The organism is uncultured Thiohalocapsa sp. (assembly GCF_913063425.1).
Classification (GTDB): Bacteria; Pseudomonadota; Gammaproteobacteria; order Chromatiales; family Chromatiaceae; genus Thiohalocapsa.
This window is the reverse complement of sequence record NZ_CAJXYK010000035.1, coordinates 1-17,804: the sequence shown is the minus strand read 5'-3', so window position 1 is coordinate 17,804 and position 17,804 is coordinate 1. Positions and strand designations below refer to the sequence as shown.

20 protein-coding genes are annotated in these 17,804 nt (G+C 70.7%); 6 read left to right on the top strand and 14 right to left on the bottom strand.

Features of this window, described 5'->3' with window-relative positions; genetic code table 11:
- Window positions 1–30: 30 nt before the first annotated feature.
- The 8 genes from QZ607_RS17415 to QZ607_RS17380 form a co-directional block, all read right to left on the bottom strand.
- On the bottom strand, window positions 31–1,536 hold the full coding sequence (locus QZ607_RS17415) for a proton-conducting transporter membrane subunit (protein ID WP_295885238.1): 1,506 nt from the start codon (window positions 1,534–1,536) through the stop codon (window positions 31–33).
- On the bottom strand, window positions 1,533–3,011 hold the full coding sequence (locus QZ607_RS17410; RefSeq protein WP_295885235.1) for a proton-conducting transporter membrane subunit: 1,479 nt from the start codon (window positions 3,009–3,011) through the stop codon (window positions 1,533–1,535). The genes QZ607_RS17415 and QZ607_RS17410 overlap by 4 nt, the downstream gene beginning before the upstream one ends.
- Window positions 3,008–3,301, bottom strand: coding sequence for an NADH-quinone oxidoreductase subunit K (locus tag QZ607_RS17405; protein ID WP_295885347.1), 294 nt, complete (start codon window positions 3,299–3,301; stop codon window positions 3,008–3,010). The genes QZ607_RS17410 and QZ607_RS17405 overlap by 4 nt, the downstream gene beginning before the upstream one ends.
- A 14-nt stretch (window positions 3,302–3,315) precedes the next feature.
- Window positions 3,316–4,101, bottom strand: a complete 786-nt coding sequence (locus QZ607_RS17400) for an MnhB domain-containing protein (protein ID WP_295885233.1) — start codon at window positions 4,099–4,101, stop codon at window positions 3,316–3,318.
- Window positions 4,098–4,379 (bottom strand): DUF4040 domain-containing protein, encoded by a 282-nt coding sequence (locus QZ607_RS17395; protein WP_295885231.1) that lies wholly within the window; start codon window positions 4,377–4,379, stop codon window positions 4,098–4,100. Before QZ607_RS17395 ends, QZ607_RS17400 begins: the two co-directional genes overlap by 4 nt.
- Entirely contained in the window at window positions 4,376–4,681 is a 306-nt protein-coding gene (mnhG, locus tag QZ607_RS17390; protein WP_295885229.1) for a monovalent cation/H(+) antiporter subunit G, read from the bottom strand. Before mnhG ends, QZ607_RS17395 begins: the two co-directional genes overlap by 4 nt.
- 171 nt (window positions 4,682–4,852) lie before the next feature.
- Complete coding sequence (locus QZ607_RS17385) at window positions 4,853–5,116, bottom strand: monovalent cation/H+ antiporter complex subunit F (protein WP_295885227.1); 264 nt, start codon at window positions 5,114–5,116, stop codon at window positions 4,853–4,855.
- The gene (locus tag QZ607_RS17380; protein ID WP_295885225.1) at window positions 5,109–5,741 is read right to left on the bottom strand and encodes a Na+/H+ antiporter subunit E; all 633 of its coding nucleotides are present in this window, start codon (window positions 5,739–5,741) and stop codon (window positions 5,109–5,111) included. Before QZ607_RS17380 ends, QZ607_RS17385 begins: the two co-directional genes overlap by 8 nt.
- A gap of 397 nt (window positions 5,742–6,138) precedes the next feature.
- On the opposite strand from QZ607_RS17380, the gene QZ607_RS17375 reads away from it, so the two are divergent.
- Together QZ607_RS17375 and glsA are read left to right on the top strand one after the other, a co-directional pair.
- Window positions 6,139–7,257 carry a DUF2333 family protein gene (locus tag QZ607_RS17375; protein ID WP_295885223.1) on the top strand — a complete coding sequence of 373 codons (1,119 nt, stop codon included), beginning with the start codon at window positions 6,139–6,141 and terminating at the stop codon, window positions 7,255–7,257.
- Window positions 7,250–9,148: a glutaminase A gene (gene glsA, locus QZ607_RS17370; protein WP_295885217.1), complete on the top strand. Its 1,899-nt coding sequence runs from the start codon at window positions 7,250–7,252 to the stop codon at window positions 9,146–9,148. Before QZ607_RS17375 ends, glsA begins: the two co-directional genes overlap by 8 nt.
- Here glsA and dapE read toward each other — a convergent pair whose 3' ends face one another.
- From dapE to dapC, 4 genes are all read right to left on the bottom strand, one after another.
- Window positions 9,149–10,300 carry a succinyl-diaminopimelate desuccinylase gene (gene dapE / locus QZ607_RS17365; RefSeq protein WP_295885214.1) on the bottom strand — a complete coding sequence of 384 codons (1,152 nt, stop codon included), beginning with the start codon at window positions 10,298–10,300 and terminating at the stop codon, window positions 9,149–9,151.
- Entirely contained in the window at window positions 10,297–10,644 is a 348-nt protein-coding gene (locus tag QZ607_RS17360) for an ArsC family reductase (RefSeq protein WP_295885212.1), read from the bottom strand. Before QZ607_RS17360 ends, dapE begins: the two co-directional genes overlap by 4 nt.
- Window positions 10,645–10,767: 123 nt before the next feature.
- Window positions 10,768–11,589 carry a 2,3,4,5-tetrahydropyridine-2,6-dicarboxylate N-succinyltransferase gene (gene dapD, locus QZ607_RS17355; RefSeq protein ID WP_295885209.1) on the bottom strand — a complete coding sequence of 274 codons (822 nt, stop codon included), beginning with the start codon at window positions 11,587–11,589 and terminating at the stop codon, window positions 10,768–10,770.
- Between the two features lie 97 nt (window positions 11,590–11,686).
- The gene (dapC, locus tag QZ607_RS17350; protein WP_295885207.1) at window positions 11,687–12,883 is read right to left on the bottom strand and encodes a succinyldiaminopimelate transaminase; all 1,197 of its coding nucleotides are present in this window, start codon (window positions 12,881–12,883) and stop codon (window positions 11,687–11,689) included.
- 214 nt (window positions 12,884–13,097) lie between these two features.
- Between dapC and QZ607_RS17345 the strand changes: the two genes are divergently transcribed.
- The 3 genes from QZ607_RS17345 to QZ607_RS17335 all read left to right on the top strand — a co-directional run bounded on the left by QZ607_RS17345 (window position 13,098) and on the right by QZ607_RS17335 (window position 15,920).
- Window positions 13,098–13,481 carry a VOC family protein gene (locus tag QZ607_RS17345; protein WP_295885204.1) on the top strand — a complete coding sequence of 128 codons (384 nt, stop codon included), beginning with the start codon at window positions 13,098–13,100 and terminating at the stop codon, window positions 13,479–13,481.
- A gap of 278 nt (window positions 13,482–13,759) precedes the next feature.
- A complete protein-coding gene (locus tag QZ607_RS17340; RefSeq protein ID WP_295885201.1) occupies window positions 13,760–14,908 on the top strand; it encodes a hypothetical protein in 1,149 nt (382 codons plus the stop codon).
- Between the two features lie 169 nt (window positions 14,909–15,077).
- Window positions 15,078–15,920 (top strand): hypothetical protein, encoded by an 843-nt coding sequence (locus QZ607_RS17335; protein WP_295885199.1) that lies wholly within the window; start codon window positions 15,078–15,080, stop codon window positions 15,918–15,920.
- 27 nt (window positions 15,921–15,947) lie between these two features.
- Here the strand turns inward: QZ607_RS17335 and QZ607_RS17330 are convergent, their stop codons facing one another.
- Window positions 15,948–16,403 carry a hypothetical protein gene (locus QZ607_RS17330; RefSeq protein ID WP_295885197.1) on the bottom strand — a complete coding sequence of 152 codons (456 nt, stop codon included), beginning with the start codon at window positions 16,401–16,403 and terminating at the stop codon, window positions 15,948–15,950.
- Window positions 16,404–16,494: 91 nt separating this feature from the next.
- Window positions 16,495–16,626 (bottom strand): hypothetical protein, encoded by a 132-nt coding sequence (locus QZ607_RS17325; RefSeq protein ID WP_295885194.1) that lies wholly within the window; start codon window positions 16,624–16,626, stop codon window positions 16,495–16,497.
- Window positions 16,627–16,788: 162 nt separating this feature from the next.
- Here QZ607_RS17325 and QZ607_RS17320 point away from each other — a divergent pair, with 162 nt between their 5' ends.
- A complete protein-coding gene (locus QZ607_RS17320) occupies window positions 16,789–17,733 on the top strand; it encodes a PDC sensor domain-containing protein (RefSeq protein ID WP_295885193.1) in 945 nt (314 codons plus the stop codon).
- Window positions 17,734–17,804 lie beyond the last annotated feature (71 nt).

The following is a 17,804-nucleotide window of genomic DNA, read 5'->3' as shown; positions in this document are numbered from 1 at the left end:
ACTCCGTGCTCCGTACTTCGCACTGGCGCCTCATAACCCATATTCCCGCTCCGCAATCAACCGCGCCCATTCCAGCGGGCTGAAGGGCGCCGCCGCGAGCAGCCCCGCGAGCAGGCAGAACACGGCCGTGATCACCGGCGGCCAGAGCAGCGCGTGCATGGTCTCGAAGCGCGTGCCGAAGTGGTGCTCGTTGGGCCACTCGGCCGGCAGCGGCCGGAACCAGGCGCGGTAGAGGATGGGCAGGAAATAGCCCGCGTTCAGCAGGGTGCTGCTGGCCAGGATCACCAGCACCCAGTGCTGGCCCGCCTCGACGCCGCCCAGGCCCAGATACCACTTGCTGACGAAGCCCGCGATGGGCGGGAGGCCGATCATGCCCAGCGCACCGACCGTGAAGGCCAGCGTCGTCAGCGGCATGCGCCGGCCGATGCCGTCCATCTGACTGACCTTGGCGACGCCCAGGGTCTCCGCATAGTTACCGGCACAGAAGAAGAGCGTGATCTTCATGATGCCCTGGTGCACCAGATGCACCAGCCCGCCGACGGTGGCCACGGGCCCGAGCAGCGAGGTGCCGAGCGCGATATAGGACACCTGGCTGACGGTGGAGTAGGCGAGCCGCTTCTTGAGCCCGTCCTGGGTCAGTGCCAGCACCGAGCCGTAGACGATGGTGAAGGACGCGAGGACCCCGAGCACCGTCAGCAGCCCGAGCTGCGAGGCGAGCGTCACACCGTAGACGTCGTAGACCACGCGTACGATGCCGAAGGCACCGGCCTTCACCACGGCGACGGCATGCAGCAGGGAGCTCACCGGCGCCGGCGCCACCATGGATTGCGGCAGCCAGCCGTGCAGGGGCACCAGCGCCGCCTTCACGCCGAGCCCCGCCAGCAGCAGCGCGAAGATGACCACCAGCTGCCCGTGGAGGTCTGGAGACAGATCGCCCAGCATGCCGCCCTCTACGAAATCCACGGGCCCCGTCAGCGTGCGCAGCCACACCGCCCCCACCAGCAGCAGCAGCCCGCCCGAGAGGGTGTAGGCCAGGTAGATCTTGGCGCCCCGGGTGGCCTCCGGTGTACCGCGGTGGGCTACGAGCGGATAGGTGGCCAGCGTCAGGACCTCGTAGAAGATGACGAAGGTCAGCAGGTTGCCGGACAGGGCGATGCCCACGGTGGCGGACACGCACAGGCTGAAGAAGCCGAAGAAGCGTGAGCGGTTGGTGGAGTGCTCCAGATAGCCGATGGCATACACCGTGGTGACGAGCCAGAGCACCGTGGACAGGGTCACGAAGAGCACCGACAGGGCATCGGCGTTCAGCACCAGTGTCAGCCCGGGTGCGATGGCGATGCGGGTCTCGAACACCTGGCCGAGCCAGACGCCGTAGATCAGGAGCCCCACCAGCACGAGCTTGGCGACGGCACCGAACAGGTTCAGCACCGTGCGCAGCACATGGCTTTCTTCGTCGAGCAGGAAGATGAACACACCGGGCAGCAGCGAGCTCACCACGATGGCGCCCGGCAGCAGGGCTGCGTAATCCCAGCTCATGCCCCAACTCCCGCGGCGCTCAAGCCCAGCAGTGTCCACACCGGACCGGAGGCGAGCCCCAGCACCGCCACCGACACCAGCGCCAGGGTCAGCGCCGGCACCTCGGCCCGGGCGTCGGTGATGAAGCGCATGGGCGTCGGCTCCAGGCCGAAGGCGCGGCTCAGCACCCGGAACACATAGGCGGACGCCAGCAGGCTGCCGGTGGTGACCACGATGACCCACCACCACTGACCGGTGGCGATGGCGCTCTGCATCAGGAGCCATTTGCCGATGAAGCTCCCACTCGGCGGCAGGCCGATGAGGGCGGAGCCGGACAGGGCGATGGCGAAGGTCGTCGCCGGCAGCCGCTGCGCGGTGCCGCCCAGGTCGTCGATGCGGTCGTGCCCGGCGTTGGTCTGCACCAGCCCGGCGGCCAGAAAGAACCCGGCCTTGGCGAAACCGTGGGTCACCGCCATCAGCAGCAGGGCTGCCAGCAGGTCGTCCCGCGCCGGGCCGGGCGGGGTTGCCGCCAGCAGCGGCAGGAACAGGAACAGGTAGCCGATCTGCGCCACGGTGGAGTAGGCCGCGAGCAGCTTGAGCCGCTCCGCCCGCAGCGCCCGCCAGGACCCCCAGACGATGGCCACGGCGCCGAGCAGGGCCGGCAGCATGGCCGCCGCCATGCCCGTGATGGGCCAGAACAGGTCCAGCCACAGCCGCAGGATGAGATAGAACACCGCCTTCACCACCAGCGCCGACAGCGCCGCACTTACCGGTGCGGGGGCATTGGCGTGCGCCGGCGGCAGCCAGAAATGCAGCGGGAAGAGCGCCGCCTTGAGCGCGAGCCCCGCCACCATCAGGGTCATGGCCGCGGCGTTGACGGCCAAGAGCTGCGGACTGTCCGCAATGCCCGCCGCCAGCAGCCCCAGATCCAGGGTGCCGTAGGCGGTGTAGAGCAGGGCCACGCCGAGCAGATAGCTGATGCTGCCGAGCAGCCCCACCAGCAGGTAGCGCAGGTTCGCGGCCACGGCGTCGCGGTTGCCGGTGAGGGCGCCGAGGGCCGCCGCGGCGATGCCGAGCAGCTCCAGCATCACGTACAGGTTGAACAGGTCCCCGGCGAGGAAGAGCCCGTTCAGCCCCGCCCACAGCAGCAGCCACAGCGGCCAGAAGGAGCGCACCCGCACCCGGTCGTGGAAGTAGCCGCTGGCATAGACGCTGATGCCGAGCGCCACCAGGTTGGCCATGAGCACCAGGGCGGTGGCGATGCCGTCCGCCCGCAGCGCAATGGCCAGCTGCCGGTCCCAGCCGCCCAGCATCAGGTGCAGGGTGCCCTGCTGCCAGACCGTCGCGGCCAGCGCCACCGCCGCGGCGGCCGTTGCCACCGCCGCCAGTATGCCGAGCCGCACGGACCAGCGCGGCAGCGCCGTCACCAGCATCGCGCCCAGCAGCGGCAGTGCGATGCAGAGCACCAGCGGATGCGTCAACGCGGCATCGCTCATGGGGTTTGGTCTTCCTCGTCCGCGTCCTGGAGGCGGGCGCCCAGCATCAGCGCGAGCGCGGTGGCGCTCACCGCGACGACGATGCCCGTCAGCACCAGCGCGTGGGGCACCGGGTCAGGTGGGGCGGCGTCACCGCGGTAGGCGATGGCGATGAGCACATGGAAGACGCCGGCGCCGGTGACATTGAGGGCGATGATCTTGCGCAGCAGCGGCTCGTGCACCAGGAAAGACCAAAGGCCCAGCGTGAAAAGCACGAGGCCGGCGCCGCCGTAAAGGAACTGTGCGATCAGCATGGAGCAAGCGGCTAGGGGCGTGGGTCGAGGGGCGGGGCCGGCGGATTCGCGGGCGTCTGCGCCGGAGTCAGCGCGTCTTCGTCTTCCGCCGTTGGTCGGGCATCCGGGCCTGGGGGGCGGCCGCCGACGTAGGCCGCTGCCAGCGCCGCGCCGATGGCGACGGTGGCCGCTGCCTCGATGAGCAGGATGAGCCACTTGGCGAGCGTCGGCGGATACGTGAGGAAGCCCGCGCCGAAGGCCATGAGCCCGAGCCCCACCAGCGTGAACACCAGCACGCCGGCCACCAGGAGCCAGCGCTGGGCGGCCTCGCCGGGCAGCCCGGCGCGAGGGTCGCCGGCCAGGCGCACGATGACGCCGGCGGCCCCGAGCAATGCGCCCGCCTGGAAAGCGCCACCCGGGGCGTAGCCGCCCACCCAGAGCATGTAGCCGCCGGTGACGATGAGCAGCGGCACCACCCAGGACACCATAGCCGCCAGCACGGCCCCGGAGCGCTGGAAGCCCGGCGGCGCCGGCCCGAGCGCCCAGATGCCGAGCAGTGCCGCCAGCAGCACGGCGAGCTCCATCAGGGTGTCGTAGGCGCGGTAGTTGAGCAGCACCGCCGTGACCGGGTTCTGCACGCCGGTGCTGGGCAGGCGCTCGTAGGCCAGGTCCGCAAGCCGGGGGGCGGCGCCGGCGTTGAGCGCAATCAGGTACACCAGTGTCAGGGCCACGCCGAGGAGCGTGAGCAGCACCGCCAGCAGCAGGCGCAGGTCGCGGCTGCGCTCAGTGGCGCGGTCCAGGCCGGCAGGCGCGCTCATGACGCGTCGTCCCCGCGACTTCGGCTCGCGGTGCGGGCCGCCCGGCGCGCCGCCGCCAGCATCAGCGCGCCGCCGAGGCCGGCGCCGATGGCGGCCTCCGCCAGGGCCACATCCGGGGCCTGCAGCCGTGCCCAGATCAGTGACAGCCACAGGCCGAAGGCGATGAAGAGCATCACCGCCCGCCGCGGCTCGGGGCTCAGCACGGCGGCGAAGGCCAGTACCAGCAGCGTCACCAGCAGCACCGCGTCGAAGACGATCAGCAGCGTCAGCTGGCTCATGGCGCGTCCTCGCCGTCGCCGCGCAGCGCACGCTTGGCGATGAGGTGAGCACCGGTGGCACCGGAGACCATCACCAGCACCCACAGGATCAGGAGCTTCACGGCGTAGAAGGGGTTGGGGTCGTATAGGATGAGGCCCAGCATGACCAGCCCGAGCCCCAGGTTGTCCGCCTTGGTCAGCGCATGCAGGCGGCTGAACAGGTCCGGCAGACGCAGCAGCCCGATGGTGCCGGCGAGGAAGAAGGTGGTGCCCAGGACGATGCAGACGGCGGCGAGGGCGTGCAGGATGGCTTCCGTGGACATGGCGGGCGTGGGTCGGCGACGGCGGCGGGCGTTTGGGCTGGTGCTTGGATGTACGGTGCCCGGATGCCGGGTCGGATACTGAGTCGGATGCCGGTTCGGGTGCTGGGTCGGATGCTGTGTCGGATGCTGTGTCGGATGCTGTGTCGGATGCTGGGGCGGTGCTGAAGGTGCTCAGGCCTGGTCCCGGCCCGCGCGGCGACGGGTGAAGGCGGCCACGGCAACGGCCGCGAGCAGGGCGAAGATCAGGGCCACGTCCAGCAGCGCCGGCACGTCCAGCGACAGCGCCAGCAGCAGCAGCACAGCGATGCCGGAGGTGCCGAGCAGCTGCGCCGCCATCATGCGGTCCGCAGGCGTGGGCCCGATCACCACCCGCGCCAGGCCGGCGGACATGGTGAGCAGCAGCACCAGCGCCATGGCGAGCAGGAAATCAGGCATCGCGGCTCTCCGCGGCCGGCTCGGCTGCGGGCGTCGGCGGGAGCGCCGCCTGCGCCTCGGCCCGCGCCAGTGCCAGGGCGTCTTCACGGGCGCAACTGGTGACGGTCACCATGGGTGCGCCTGTGAGTGTCTCGCCGAACAGGCGGGCCACGCGGTTCTCCAGGCGCTCCAGGCCCGCCAGCACCGATGGCTCCCCATCCAGCGCATGCACCTGCACCAGTCCGTTGCGGATGTCCGCCGACAGGGTACCCGGCAGCAGGCTGATGGTGTCCAGGAACACCACCTGGGCGGCAGGGTTTGTCAGGCGCGGGCGGTAGCTCACCAGCGCGGGGTCGATGCGCAGTCGGGGCGCCAGCACGCGCCGGGCGACGTCGAGGCCGCCGAGGATGGACTCCCACACGAAGAAGGGCACGAAGCCGATCAGCCGCAGGGGCTTCGGGTCTGCGCCCACCAGCGTGGACAGCCGCGCCGCGGCGAAGGCGGCGAGCAGCACCGTCGGCACACCGACGATCCACGACAGTGGGTCGGTGCCCACCAGCACCAGCCAGACGAGCGCGAAGAGCGCGAGACGTGCGGTCCAGCGCAGCAGGTTGGCAGGGGCAGGGGAGTGGGTTGCGTCGGCCACGGTCGGCGCCTGATGGATGTCTGTCGAGCGGGTCGGCGTTAACATGGACGGGGGATGCCCGATCTCCACGACCGCGGCACAATATTCGGATTCATCGAAGTGCGCAACGGGCGCAGGACGCCGCGACCATAGACGTTGTGCCCGCCACGGGCCGCGATGACCTGGGTCTGCGCAGGCGCTTGCAATCGCCGGGTTCGGGTGTAACGTGCGCGGAGACTCAAGCACAATCGGCATGCGGAAACCCGGATGGCGAGCAACAGCCTTCCGGCACGATGCGGCCCGCGCGTCCCCGGCCTGGACTGCGCCCGTCGCCTGTCAGGACGGTCAGGCGGCACCGGGCCACGCGCCGCGTGCCGACTGCCATGTGCGACAAGCCAAATTTCAAGAGGTATCAGACATGTCCAACGGCTCCCTGAGCGATGCCGATCGTATCCTGCGATCGGACGAGAGTGCTCCTCCTCCCCGCTCCGACACGAAGCAAAACGTCGAAGACACATCGGAAAAAGAAACGGATCGCCGCGGCGGCGGGCACGGCGGGGCGCTGCGCTGGGGCGCCGTTGCCATTGTGCTGATCGGCGTCGTCCTGTTTGGTCTCAGCCTCTGGTGGTCCCTGCAGCCGCCGAAATTCGACGTCACGGCGAATATGCAGACGCTCATCGGCGAGGACGCAGAGCACGTACCGGGCGCCGCCACGGTCTCCAGCGCCATCAAGGTGGCCGATACCCTGCTGCACAAGCCGGGCGGCTATCTGCGCAACGACCTCATGCCCCCGGCCATCTTCATGGACAACATGCCGTCCTGGGAATACGGCCTGCTGACGGAGCTGCGCGACTCGGTGCGCGCCCTGCGGAACGACTTCAGTCGCTCCCAGACCCAGTCCATCGAGAACGAAGACCTCAAGAACGCCGATTCCAAGTTCAACTTCGACGCGGAGTCCTGGATCCTGCCGTCCGCGGAAGAGGAGTACAAAGAGGGCCTTGCGGCGCTCGATCGCTACCTGCAGGAGCTGGTCTCGGGCAACCCGCGGGCGCGCTTCTACGCCCGCGCCGACAACCTCCGCGCCTATCTGATGGTGGTGGAGAAGCGCCTCGGCAGCTACGGTCAGCGGCTGTCCGCGAGCGTCGGCGACGACGAGCTGATCGCGGCGCTGGGCGCCGAAGTCGGCGAAGGCGCGCAGCCGCTGAACGCCGACGGATCACAGGGCGTGCGGCGCACCGATTGGACCCAGATCGACAACGTCTTCTTCGAGGCCCGCGGCTACTCCTGGGCCCTGCTGCATATGATGAAGGCGCTGGCCGTGGACTTCGCGCCGGTGCTGCGGCAGAAGAACGCCGAGGTGTCGATGCAGCAGATCATTCGCGATCTGGAATACGCCACCATGTTCAAGCGCTCGCCGGTGGTGCTGAACGGACACGGCTTCGGCATGCTGGCCAACCACTCGCTGGTGCTGGCGTCCTACATGTCGCGTGCCAACGCCGCGGTGCTCGATCTGCGCGTGCTGATGGAGCGTGGCTGAGGCCTTGCAGGCCGCGCCACGGCAGCCGGGCCGTGGGGACGGCAGCATCGCTGCCGCCCTCGCCGCGGCGCCGCTGCAGGACTACCTGGAGGAGCTGCACGCGGCGCTGGCGGGGCTTGCCGACGGCGCCCTGGCGGACTACATCCCCGAGCTGACCCGCGCCGATCCGGGCTGGTTCGGCATCGCGCTGGCTACCGTGGACGGCCATGTCTACCAGACCGGCGAGTCACGCCGGCCGTTCACCATTCAGTCCATTTCCAAGGCCATCGCCTATGGGCTGGCGCTGGAGGACCACGGCCTGGACGCGGTGCTGGCCAGGGTGGGCGTCGAGCCCTCCGGCGAGGCCTTCAACTCCATCAGTCTGGAGCCCGGCAGCGGCCGGCCGCTCAATCCCATGATCAACGCGGGCGCCATCGCCACCACGGCCCTGGTGCGCAACGACCAGGCGCCCGCGCTGGAGCGGCTGCTCGCCACCTTCGCGCGCTACACCGGCCGCGACATGGACATCGACACGGCGGTGTTCACCTCCGAGCGCGACACCGGCCACCGCAACCGGGCCATCGCGCATCTGCTGCGGGGTTACGGCATCCTTGAGCGCTCGCCGGAGGAGGCCACGGACCTCTACTTCCAGCAGTGCTCCATCCGCGTCACCGCCCGGGACCTGGCGCTCATGGGCGCCTGTCTCGCCAACGGCGGCGTCAACCCGGTCACCGGCGTGGTGGCGCTGAAGCGCCGCTACGTGGACAAGGTGCTGAGCGTCATGAGCACCTGCGGCATGTACGACTACTCCGGCGGCTGGGTCTTCAACGTCGGCATGCCGGCCAAGAGCGGTGTCGGCGGCGGCATCATGGCCGTGCTGCCGGGGCAGTTCGGGCTCGGCGTGTTCTCGCCGCCGCTGGACGCCAAGGGCAACAGCGTGCGCGGCATCGCCGCCTGCGAGCGGATTTCCCAGGACTTCGGCCTGCACATGTTCAACGTCGCCCGGGCGACCTCGGCCACCGTGCTGCGGCGCAGCTGGGATTGCCGGCAGCTGCGCTCCCGGCGCGAGCGCAGCCCCGCCGAGCAGGCCGTGCTCGCGGCGGAGGGCGGCCGGGTGCGGGTCTACGAGCTGCAGGGGGAGCTGGTGTTCGGCAGCGCCGAGTCGGTGGAGCTGGCGATGCTCGGCGATCTCGACACGGCGGAGTGCCTGGTGGTGGACTTCAAGCGCGTGGTGGGCGTGGGCGATGCAGCGGCGCGGCTGCTGCTGCGCCTCGCTGAGCGGGTCGGCGCCGCCGGCAAGCGCCTCTACTTCACCGAGACCATGCACCTGTACGGCTTCCGCCGGCTGCTGCAGAAGACCGACGCCGCCGGCAGCGCCGACTGGCTGCGCTTCGACGACACGGACCGGGCGGTGGAGACCTGCGAGCAGCGGCTGGTGGACGCCGCCGGCCTCGCCGCCGCCCAGGTGGACGGCGCCGACCTGCGCACCCACTACCTGGGCCGGGGGCTGACCGATGCACAGCTCGCGGCCGTGCGCGCCGCCGGCCGCGAGCTGCACTATCCTGCGGGGGCGGCGGTGGTGAGCATCGGCGACGCGGCGCAGAGCCTCTTCTTCGTCATCGCCGGCGAGGCCGAGGTCTGGGTGGGCACCGGCGGCGGGACCGGCGGCGGCATTGGCGGCCGGCGGGTGCGGCTCACCACCCTGGGCCCGGGTACCGTGTTCGGCGAGATCGGCATCCTGGACCGCGAGCGGCGCACCGCCAACGTCACCGCCAGCACCGACCTCACTTGCCTGGAGGTGCCCTTCGCGGCGCTGGACCCGGCCATCCGCGAGCACATGCTCGCCAACATGGCCCGCCACTTCGCCGGCATGCTGCGCGAGAACGCGGAGCTGGTGCGGCAGCTGGCTTAGTCAGGTCAGCAGGCGCCGCAGCATCTCGGCGTAGATGGCCGCGAGCTGGTCCAGCTCCTTGACGGCCACGCACTCGTTGACCTTGTGGATGGTGGCGTTCACCGGACCCACCTCCAGCACCTGCGCGCCGGTGGGGGCGATGAAGCGCCCATCGGAGGTGCCGCCGGTGGTGGTGGGCTCGGGGGTAATGCCGGTGACCGCTTCGATGGCGTCGCGGCCGGCGTCCAGCAGCTCGCCGGCTGGGGTCAGGAAGGGCAGACCGGAGACATGCCAGTCGAGCGTGCAGTTGTCCCCGATGCAGAGGCCGTGCTCCTCCAGGATGGCCGCCACGCGCGCCTGGATGCCCTCCGGCGTCTGCTCAGTCGAGAAGCGCAGGTTGAACACGGCCGCGAGCGCGTCGGGAATGACGTTGTCGGCGCCGGTGCCCGCGTTGACGTTGGAGAATTGCAGGCTCGTGGGCGGGAAGTGCGCGTTGCCTGCATCCCACTGCTCGGCCGCCAGCGCCGCCAGCGCCGGGGCGGCGCGGTGAATGGGGTTGTCGGCGAGCTGGGGGTAGGCCACGTGGCCCTGGCGGCCCTGCACGGTGAGCCGGCCCGTGAGGCTGCCGCGGCGGCCGTGCTTGACGATGTCGCCGAGGCGCTCGCGGCTGGATGGCTCGCCCACCAGGGCATAGTCGATCTGCTCGCCGCGGGCGGTGAGGGCCTCCATGACCTTGCGCGTGCCGTCGATGGACGGGCCTTCCTCGTCGCTGGTGATCAGAAAGGCGATGGAGCCCGCGTGCTCCGGGTGCACCGCGAGGAAGCCCTCGGTGGCCGTGATCATGGCCGCCAGCGCGCCCTTCATGTCGCAGGCGCCGCGCCCGTACAGGACGCCGTCACGGATGCTGGGCTCGAAGGGGTCCGTGTCCCAGCGCTCGAGCGGCCCCGGCGGCACCACGTCCGTGTGACCGGCAAAGCAGAACACGGGACCCTCGTCACCACGCCTCGCCCAGAAGTTGTCCACCTCGCCGAAGCGCATGGGCTCCACGCTGAAGCCGAGTCGCGCCAGGCGCTCCATCATCAACGGCTGGCAGCCGCCGTCCTCGGGGGTCACGGACGGGCGGCTGATGAGCTCGCAGGCGAGCTGGACGGTGGCGGAGGGCTGCTTGCTCATGGTGCGAAGATCCGCTCGTACTGGTCCTCGGTGAAGCCGATGTGGCGTGCGCTGCCGGTGTCCAGCACCGGGCGGCGGATGATGCCGGGCGTCTCCAGCATGACCCGGATGGCCGCGGCTTCGTCCAGGTTGTCGCGTACCTCAGGCTCCAGCTTGCGCCACATCTGACCGCGTTTGTTGATGAGCTGCTCCCAGCCCAGCTCCGCCACCCAGGCGCGCAGCATGGACGCCTCGATACCGGCCTTCTTGTAGTCGTGGAAGGCGTAGTCGATGCCGCGCTCGTCGAGCCAGGCCCGGGCCTTTTTGATGGTGCCGCAGTTGGGGATGCCGTAGAGGGTGGGCATGGGGGTTTCGGTGCTGGTCGTGAGGGATTGGGAACGGGCTGAGGGCCGAGGGCTTAGGGTCAGTGATTTGGCCGCGGATGACGCGTGCGCGCTCCTCAGCCCTCAGCGCTCAGCCCTTCTCCCTCAAATATCCCGCAACAGCTCGTTCAACCCCACCTTCCCCCGCGTCTTCTCATCCACCTGCTTGATGATGACGGCGCAGTAGAGGCTGTGGGTTCCGTCCTTCGACGGCAGGTTGCCGGGGACGACGACGGCGCCCGGGGGCACCTGGCCGTAGGTGACCTCGCCGGTCTCGCGGTGGTAGATCTTGGTGCTCTGGCCGATGTAGACGCCCATGGAGATGACGGCGCCCTGGCCCACGATGACGCCCTCGACGATCTCCGAGCGGGCGCCGATGAAGCAGTCGTCCTCGATGATGGTGGGCGCCGCCTGCACCGGCTCCAGCACGCCGCCGATGCCGACGCCACCGGAGAGGTGCACGTTCTTGCCGATCTGCGCGCAGGAGCCGACGGTGGCCCAGGTGTCCACCATGGTGCCGGAGTCCACATAGGCGCCGATGTTCACATAGCTCGGCATCAGCACGCAGCTGGGGGCGATGTAGGCGCCGCGGCGGGCCGTCGCCGGCGGCACCACACGCACGCCGCCGTCGCGGAATTCCCGGGAGTTGGCGTCCGCGTACTTGGATGGGACCTTATCGTAATAGTTGGTGAAGCCGCCCTTGATGAACTGGTTGTCCTCGATCCGGAAGGACAGCAGCACCGCCTTCTTGACCCAGTCGTTGACCACCCAGCTGCCGTCGGTCTTCTCGGCGACCCGCAGCTCGCCGCGGTCGAGCCGGTCGATGGTATCCAGCACGGCATCGCGCACCAGGGTCTCGACGTTGCGGGGGGTGATCTCGGCGCGGCGCTCAAAGGCCTTGTCGATGACGGCTTGGGTGTCGGACATGACGGGTTCCTCGGTGATGCGGTGTTTGGCTTGGGTGCTCGATGGATCAGCAGCCGGCGGGTGCGCGCCAGGTTGTCAGTGGGTGTCTCAGATGGTGTCAGAGGCCGCGGCAGAAGCGTGCCATGCGCCCGGCCGCCTCCACGCATTCGTTCAGTGGCGCCACCAGCGCCATGCGCACCCGCCCCGCGCCCGGGTCGCCGGCGGCCGTGGGCCGGGACAGGAAGCTCCCGGGCAGGACGGTCACGTGCTGCTCGGCGAACAGCCGGCGGGCGAAGTCGGTGTCGGGGATGGGTGTGCGCGGCCACAGATAGAAGCCGCCCGCCGGGCGCTCCACCTCCAGCACGCCGTCAAGGATCGCCAGCACGGCCTCGAACTTCTCGCGGTAGAGACGGCGATTGTCCACCACGTGCTGCTCATCGCGCCAGGCGGCGGCGCTCGCATGCTGCTGCGGCAGGGCCATGGCGCAGCCGTGGTAGGTGCGGTAGGCGAGGAAGCGGCGCAGCACCTCGGCATCGCCGGCGACGAAGCCCGAGCGCAGTCCCGGCGCGTTGGAGCGCTTGGACAGGCTGTGGAAGACGACGCAGCGGCGGAAGCCCGTGTTGCCCATGCCCGCCGCGGCCTGAAGCAGGCCGACCGGCGGGGCGGCCTCGTCGGCGTAGAGCTCGCTGTAGCACTCGTCGGCGGCGATGATGAAGTCATACCGCTCGGCGAGCTCGATGAGCCGCGCCAGCGTCGCCTGCCCCAGCACCGCACCGCTCGGGTTGCCGGGTGAGCAGACGAAGAGCAGCCTGCAGCGCTCCCAGGTGGCGGCGTCCACGGCCTCGAAGTCCGGCTGGTGGCCGGTTTCCGCCGTGCAGGGGAGGTACTCGGGCGTTGCGCCCGCCAGCAGTGCCGCGCCCTCGTAGATCTGGTAGAAGGGGTTCGGCAGCAGCACCAGCGCCTCCGGCGCTGGGTCCACCACGGCCTGGGCGAAGGCGAACAGCGCCTCGCGGGTGCCGTTCACCGGCAGCACATGCCGCTCCGGGTCGAGCGCATCCGCCGGCAGCCGGAAGCGGCCTGTGAGCCAGGCGGCAATGGCCTCGCGCAGCATGGGCGTGCCGCGGGTGGCTGGATAGTTGGCGAGCCCCTCCAGGTGGCCCGCCAGGGTCTGCGCGATGAATGCGGGCGTCGGATGCTTCGGCTCGCCGATGGAGAGGCGGATGGGTGCGAGCCCCGGTGGCGGGGCTGCGTCCGCCAGCAGCGCGCCGAGCCGCTCGAACGGGTAGGGTTGCAGGCGGTCGAGTCGCGGATTCATGCTGGCGGGCGAAGCTCGGCGTCTGGGGGCGGGGCGGGTCGTGCGGCTTGGGGCAGCGTGATGCGGCCACCGGATGGGCGGTGGCGACGGGCGGGCTTCAGGGCTTGAGTGCAAAAGCCGCGCTGACATGCTGCGGCCGGCAAGTCCGCCAGGCGCGCAAACGGTCAGTATAGGCGATGCGCCCATCGCCGCGAAACCAACGGAGATGACGCAGATGGCACTCGTATCCGGTATGCATCACGTGAGCCTGCTGGTGGCGGACACCGAGCGGGCACTCGGCTTCTATCGCGACCTGTTGGGCCTGCCGGTGTCACCGGAGCGCCCGGACATGGCCTTCGCCGGTGCCTGGCTGGACCTGGGGCCGCAGCAGATTCATCTGCTGGAGCTGCCGAGCCCGGACCCCGCCAGCGGGCGCCCCGCTCACGGCGGTCGCGACCGCCATGTGGCGCTGCGCATCACGGACATGGATGCCCTCGTGGCGCGCCTGGACGCCGCCGGCATCCCCTACACCCTGAGCCGCTCCGGGCGCCGCGCGCTCTTCTGCCGGGACCCGGACGCCAATGCCGTGGAGCTCATCGAAGAGCCCGCCTGGCCTTAAAGACAGCCGCCCCGGCACGGCCGCTCAGGCGCCATGCCCCGGCGGCAGCGCTGTGGGGTTGGACGAGCCGTGCAGGCGGGCGCGTGCCGTCGGCCCCAGCGACGGCCCCAGCGCCGGTCCGATGCCCGCGAAAAGCGGACGAACTGCCCGCACATCTTCAGCGTAAGCTCCTGTGAGACCGGGCCTTATGCTAAGCTTCCGCGTTTTTACGGGGCCGCCGCTGCGCCTTGGCCGCAGCACGTCGGGCGCCTGTCCAACCACGCCGGCCGGAGCATTCCGTGACATCCATCCGCATCCCCTTTCTGCTGCTCCTCGCTCTCACCGTCGTCGGCTGCGCGAGCGTCGGCGGCGGCTCCGTGCCCGGCGAAGCGAAGGTCAGCATCGGCAACATCTCCAACCTGCCGCAGGTGGCCCTGCCGGGCGCGTCCATGCAGGATGCGCGCTCGGTGGCCATGGCGGCGGCGCGCACCAGGGGCTGGGACATCGTCGCCGCGGATGCCAACCAGCTGCTGCTGGAGCGCCCACTGCCGCCTGAGCTGCCGCAGGCCCAGGCGCTGGGCAGCGCGCTGGCCCCGCCGCGCATGCAGGTGGAGACCAACATCGCCGAGCGGGGCGACGGCAGCATCGTTGCGCTGCGCGCCTTCGTCCTGACCAACCCGGGCACGCCGGAGGAGAAGCGGCTCGATTACACCTCGGAGTACGAGAATCAGCTGCTCATCTCCCTGAGCTCCCTGTCCTCGGCCTGGATCGCGGCGCGGGACAAGCTGCGCGCCGAGGTCCCGGTGCTGGCCGAGCGAGAGGGTGGGGGCGACACGGAGGCCGACACAGGCGCCGACCTGGGCGATGTCGCGCAGACCGTGAGCGCCGACGGGGCGGCAGCGGCCGACGCGTCGACCACCGCGCAAGAGGCCCCGGCAGCGACCCCCAGGGTGGCCGCTGCGCCGACCGCGACGCGCAGCGCGGCGCCGTCGTCCAGCGCCCCACCCCCCGCAATCCGCTCCACCACAACCCAGTCCGTGACCACCGGGCCCGTGACAACCCAGCCCCGAAGCGCCCAGCCCGCCACAAGCGCGGGAGCTGCGTCGGGCAGTGCGCTGGTGGCGCCCACCATCGAGGCCCCGCGCAGCCCCACCACGGCGGCGGAGGCCGCGGCACCCGCGCCCCGCACACCGGCCCCCGTTGCGCCGACGGTGGCCGCGGACAGCGGCGCCCCCAACGCGATGCTGGCGCTGAATCAGGGCTCGCGCAAAGGGCTCTGGGCCTACTACGCGGAGGACTTCGCGCGCCTGCGCGGCTGTGCCCTGGGCGATCGCGGCGCCATGCTGCTGCAGGAGACCAACGGCTTCGAGATCCACGAGGTGCAGTGCGTCGGCAGCAGCAACCTGCTGGTGAAGTGCCGCGGGGGCGTCTGCGAGCCCATGCGCTGAGCGCATGCGATGGGGCCTGGAAACGGGGCGCCGGCGCCGCACACGGGGTGTGTGGTCGCTACTGCGGTGGACGCGGTGTCCCTGGACCGAGGTGCTGCCTCGGCAACCGCTGCATCGGCGCCCGCAGAGCGCGTCAGCCCACTTCCCCGTTTCCCGCCCCTGTGTCCTCTTGCCGCTTGCCCTGGTGCTGCTGATGGTCGCGGTTGTGCATGCTGAGGTGCCGGACTCTCCGAGCGTCGTGCTCGCCGGCGCCAATGTGCCCCGAGCCAAGGCGCTGGCCCTGGATGCGGCGCTGATCAAGGGCTGGCGCGTCGCCGCCAGCGAGCGCGAGCACGTCGTCTTCGAGACCCTGCTGGATGCGCCCGCGAGCGACGGCCCGCCCGGTGTGGTCATGGGTACTGTGGCGCCGCCGGCGCAGACGCTGCTGCGTATCCGGGCGGATTTCACCCCCACCGACGCGGGTGTCATCATCGCCCTGCGGGCGGACGAGCGCTGGTACACCGGCACCCGCCAGGAGTGGGCCACGGATGTCACCCAAGCCTACCGGGCCAACCTGATGAACGCGCTGCGCTCCCTTCAGGAGCAGTGGGCCGCCATCGGTCCGCCGGGCAGCGCCCGCGCTGCGGGGGCGGAGCCCACACGCCGGGCCGCGCCGTCGCCGGGCGCTGACCAGTCCGTCCCGACCACGTCGGCTCCAGAGCTTCGGCAGCCCCGGAGCGGGACCAGCCGAGCCGCCGCCCAGCCGCCGGCGACAGCGGGCGCAGCCCAGCCCACGCAACGCACCGCGCCGCCCCCCGCGCCCGCGCTGCCGGCACCGCAAGACGATGCGCCCAAGGGCGTCTGGGCCTACCACGCCGAAGAGCGCGCCGCCGCCCGGGGCTGCGAGCTCGGCGAGCTCGGCGCCGTGCTGCTGCGCGAGGACGCCGGCACCGAGGTGCACCGCGTCCACTGCCGCAACGGCACCAGCATGTTGGTGCGCTGCGACCGCGAGCGCTGCGTCGAAGGCCGCTGAGGGCCCGGCTCGTCCGGCGACGTTGTCTCAAGGTCCCTGCCGCGTCACCGACAGGTAAGGCCCCACCACTTGCTGCATCTGATCCATTGCCAACGGCGGCCCGAAGCGGCAGTTGAAATAGGGCGCGATGCAGCGCAGATGGCGCACCACCGGGTTGGCGCCAGGCGCATCCGGCGCCAGTCGCCAGATGGATTCCTGGTAGATGCTGTCGCTGCAGTCGAGCCTGGGGTGCAGCAGCGGAATGCGGGTGATGGGGTCGCGCAGGATGCGGGTGCCGATGCGGGTGACCCGCCAGCGACCGGGCGCCAGGACCCGCTTCCGGGGCACCACGGTGTCCACCTCCAGTTGGCAGTAGGGCTCGAACAGGCTCGCCTGGCGCACGACGCGGCCGTGCTGGAAGGTGGCATGGGCGCTGCCGGCGGGAAAGGGCACCGCGCGCTCCGCGCTGACCCGCAGCCCCGTCGCCACGTCCGCGGTGGGCACGGCGCAGCCACCCAAGGCAGCACACAGCGCGAGCGACCCTGCCAGCGGCAGGGTTCGGGCCGCCGCGCATGGCATTACAGCCGCCGCGGCCTCAGTGATCATCCCGGTCCGGTTGGCGGGCGTCGGCGCTGCGGCTGGAGCGGCCCATCAGCAGGGCGCCGGCGATGCCGAGCGCGGCCAGCAGCAACAGGGAGATGGCGATCAGGCTTCCGACGAGGCTCATGGCTGGCTCCTGTGGCGAAGGTCCCGGGGCGAGGGCGAGCGGTGTTGTGTGGTGGACCGCGGCGGTCTTCGACGTGGTCCTTTCCAGTGTAGAATCCAGGGCACTGCGGCGCGCTGTGGCCGCAGCCCCCCGCCTCCGCTCCGCAGCTGTCACTCAACGCGAATGACCCAGGATCTCAAGGCCAGCGTCGCCCGTCAGCGCCTCGCCCTGTTCAACATGCTGCTGGAGCCCATGGCCTTCGTCGCCCGGCGTTGTGCCGCCGTCTGGGGTGACCGGGCCGCGCTGGACGCCGTGCTGCTGGATGCGCTGGGCACCGTACCGCACAGCCGCTACCTGTATGCGCTGGACACCCATGCGGTGCAGGTGAGTGCCAACGCCGCCGCCGACGGGCCCATCGAGGCGGACTTCGGCCGCGACCGCTCTGGGCGGCCCTACATGCAGGAGCCCATGCCGGCGCACGGCCTGCTGCTGTCGGAGGCCTACATCAGCCTGCGGGCGAAGCGGCCGTCGCTGACGGCGCTGCGGCGCATTGAGCGCGACGGCGAGCCGTTGGGACTCTTGGGTGCGGACTTCGACCTGCGCGACCTGCCGCTGACCCGCGAGGTCTACCGCGAGCCGAGCCGCTGGCAGCAGTTGAAGGGCGATCCGGCCATCCGCGGCTCGCTGTTCGAGCAGCGGCGCGTGGAAAGCCTCATGGACCGACACATCGACGCCGTGCTGCCGGTGCTGGAGGAGCTGGTCACCGAGAGCGGCGTCTTCCACTGCAAAATCCATTTCTCCAGCTCCCGTGCCACCATCTGGCTGGTGACCGACCCCTTCCGCTACCGGCTGCTGCACTTCGATGAGCTGGCGGACCCAGACGTGTGCCTGGCCTATCCACACTGCGCCTATCCGGAGCAGGCGGTCATCGCCGCCGACGAGGTGCGCGCCGTGCTGGAGGGCTTCCGCCGCCTGCGCTATGCGGACGACATCATCTACCTGCGCTCCGGCTCCCTCAACATCTTCAACGGCCTGGTGGCGCTCAACTTCTCCTGTGACGGCTCGCACTATGTGCCGCACACGGCGTTTCTGGACCCGGACTCCGCCTTCTGGCAGAACGCTGGCTGAGAGGTTGTGAAGAAACCCACCGACCTACTGCGGACGCCTCCGGACGCGCCCAGCGGCGTTGCGCAGAGCCG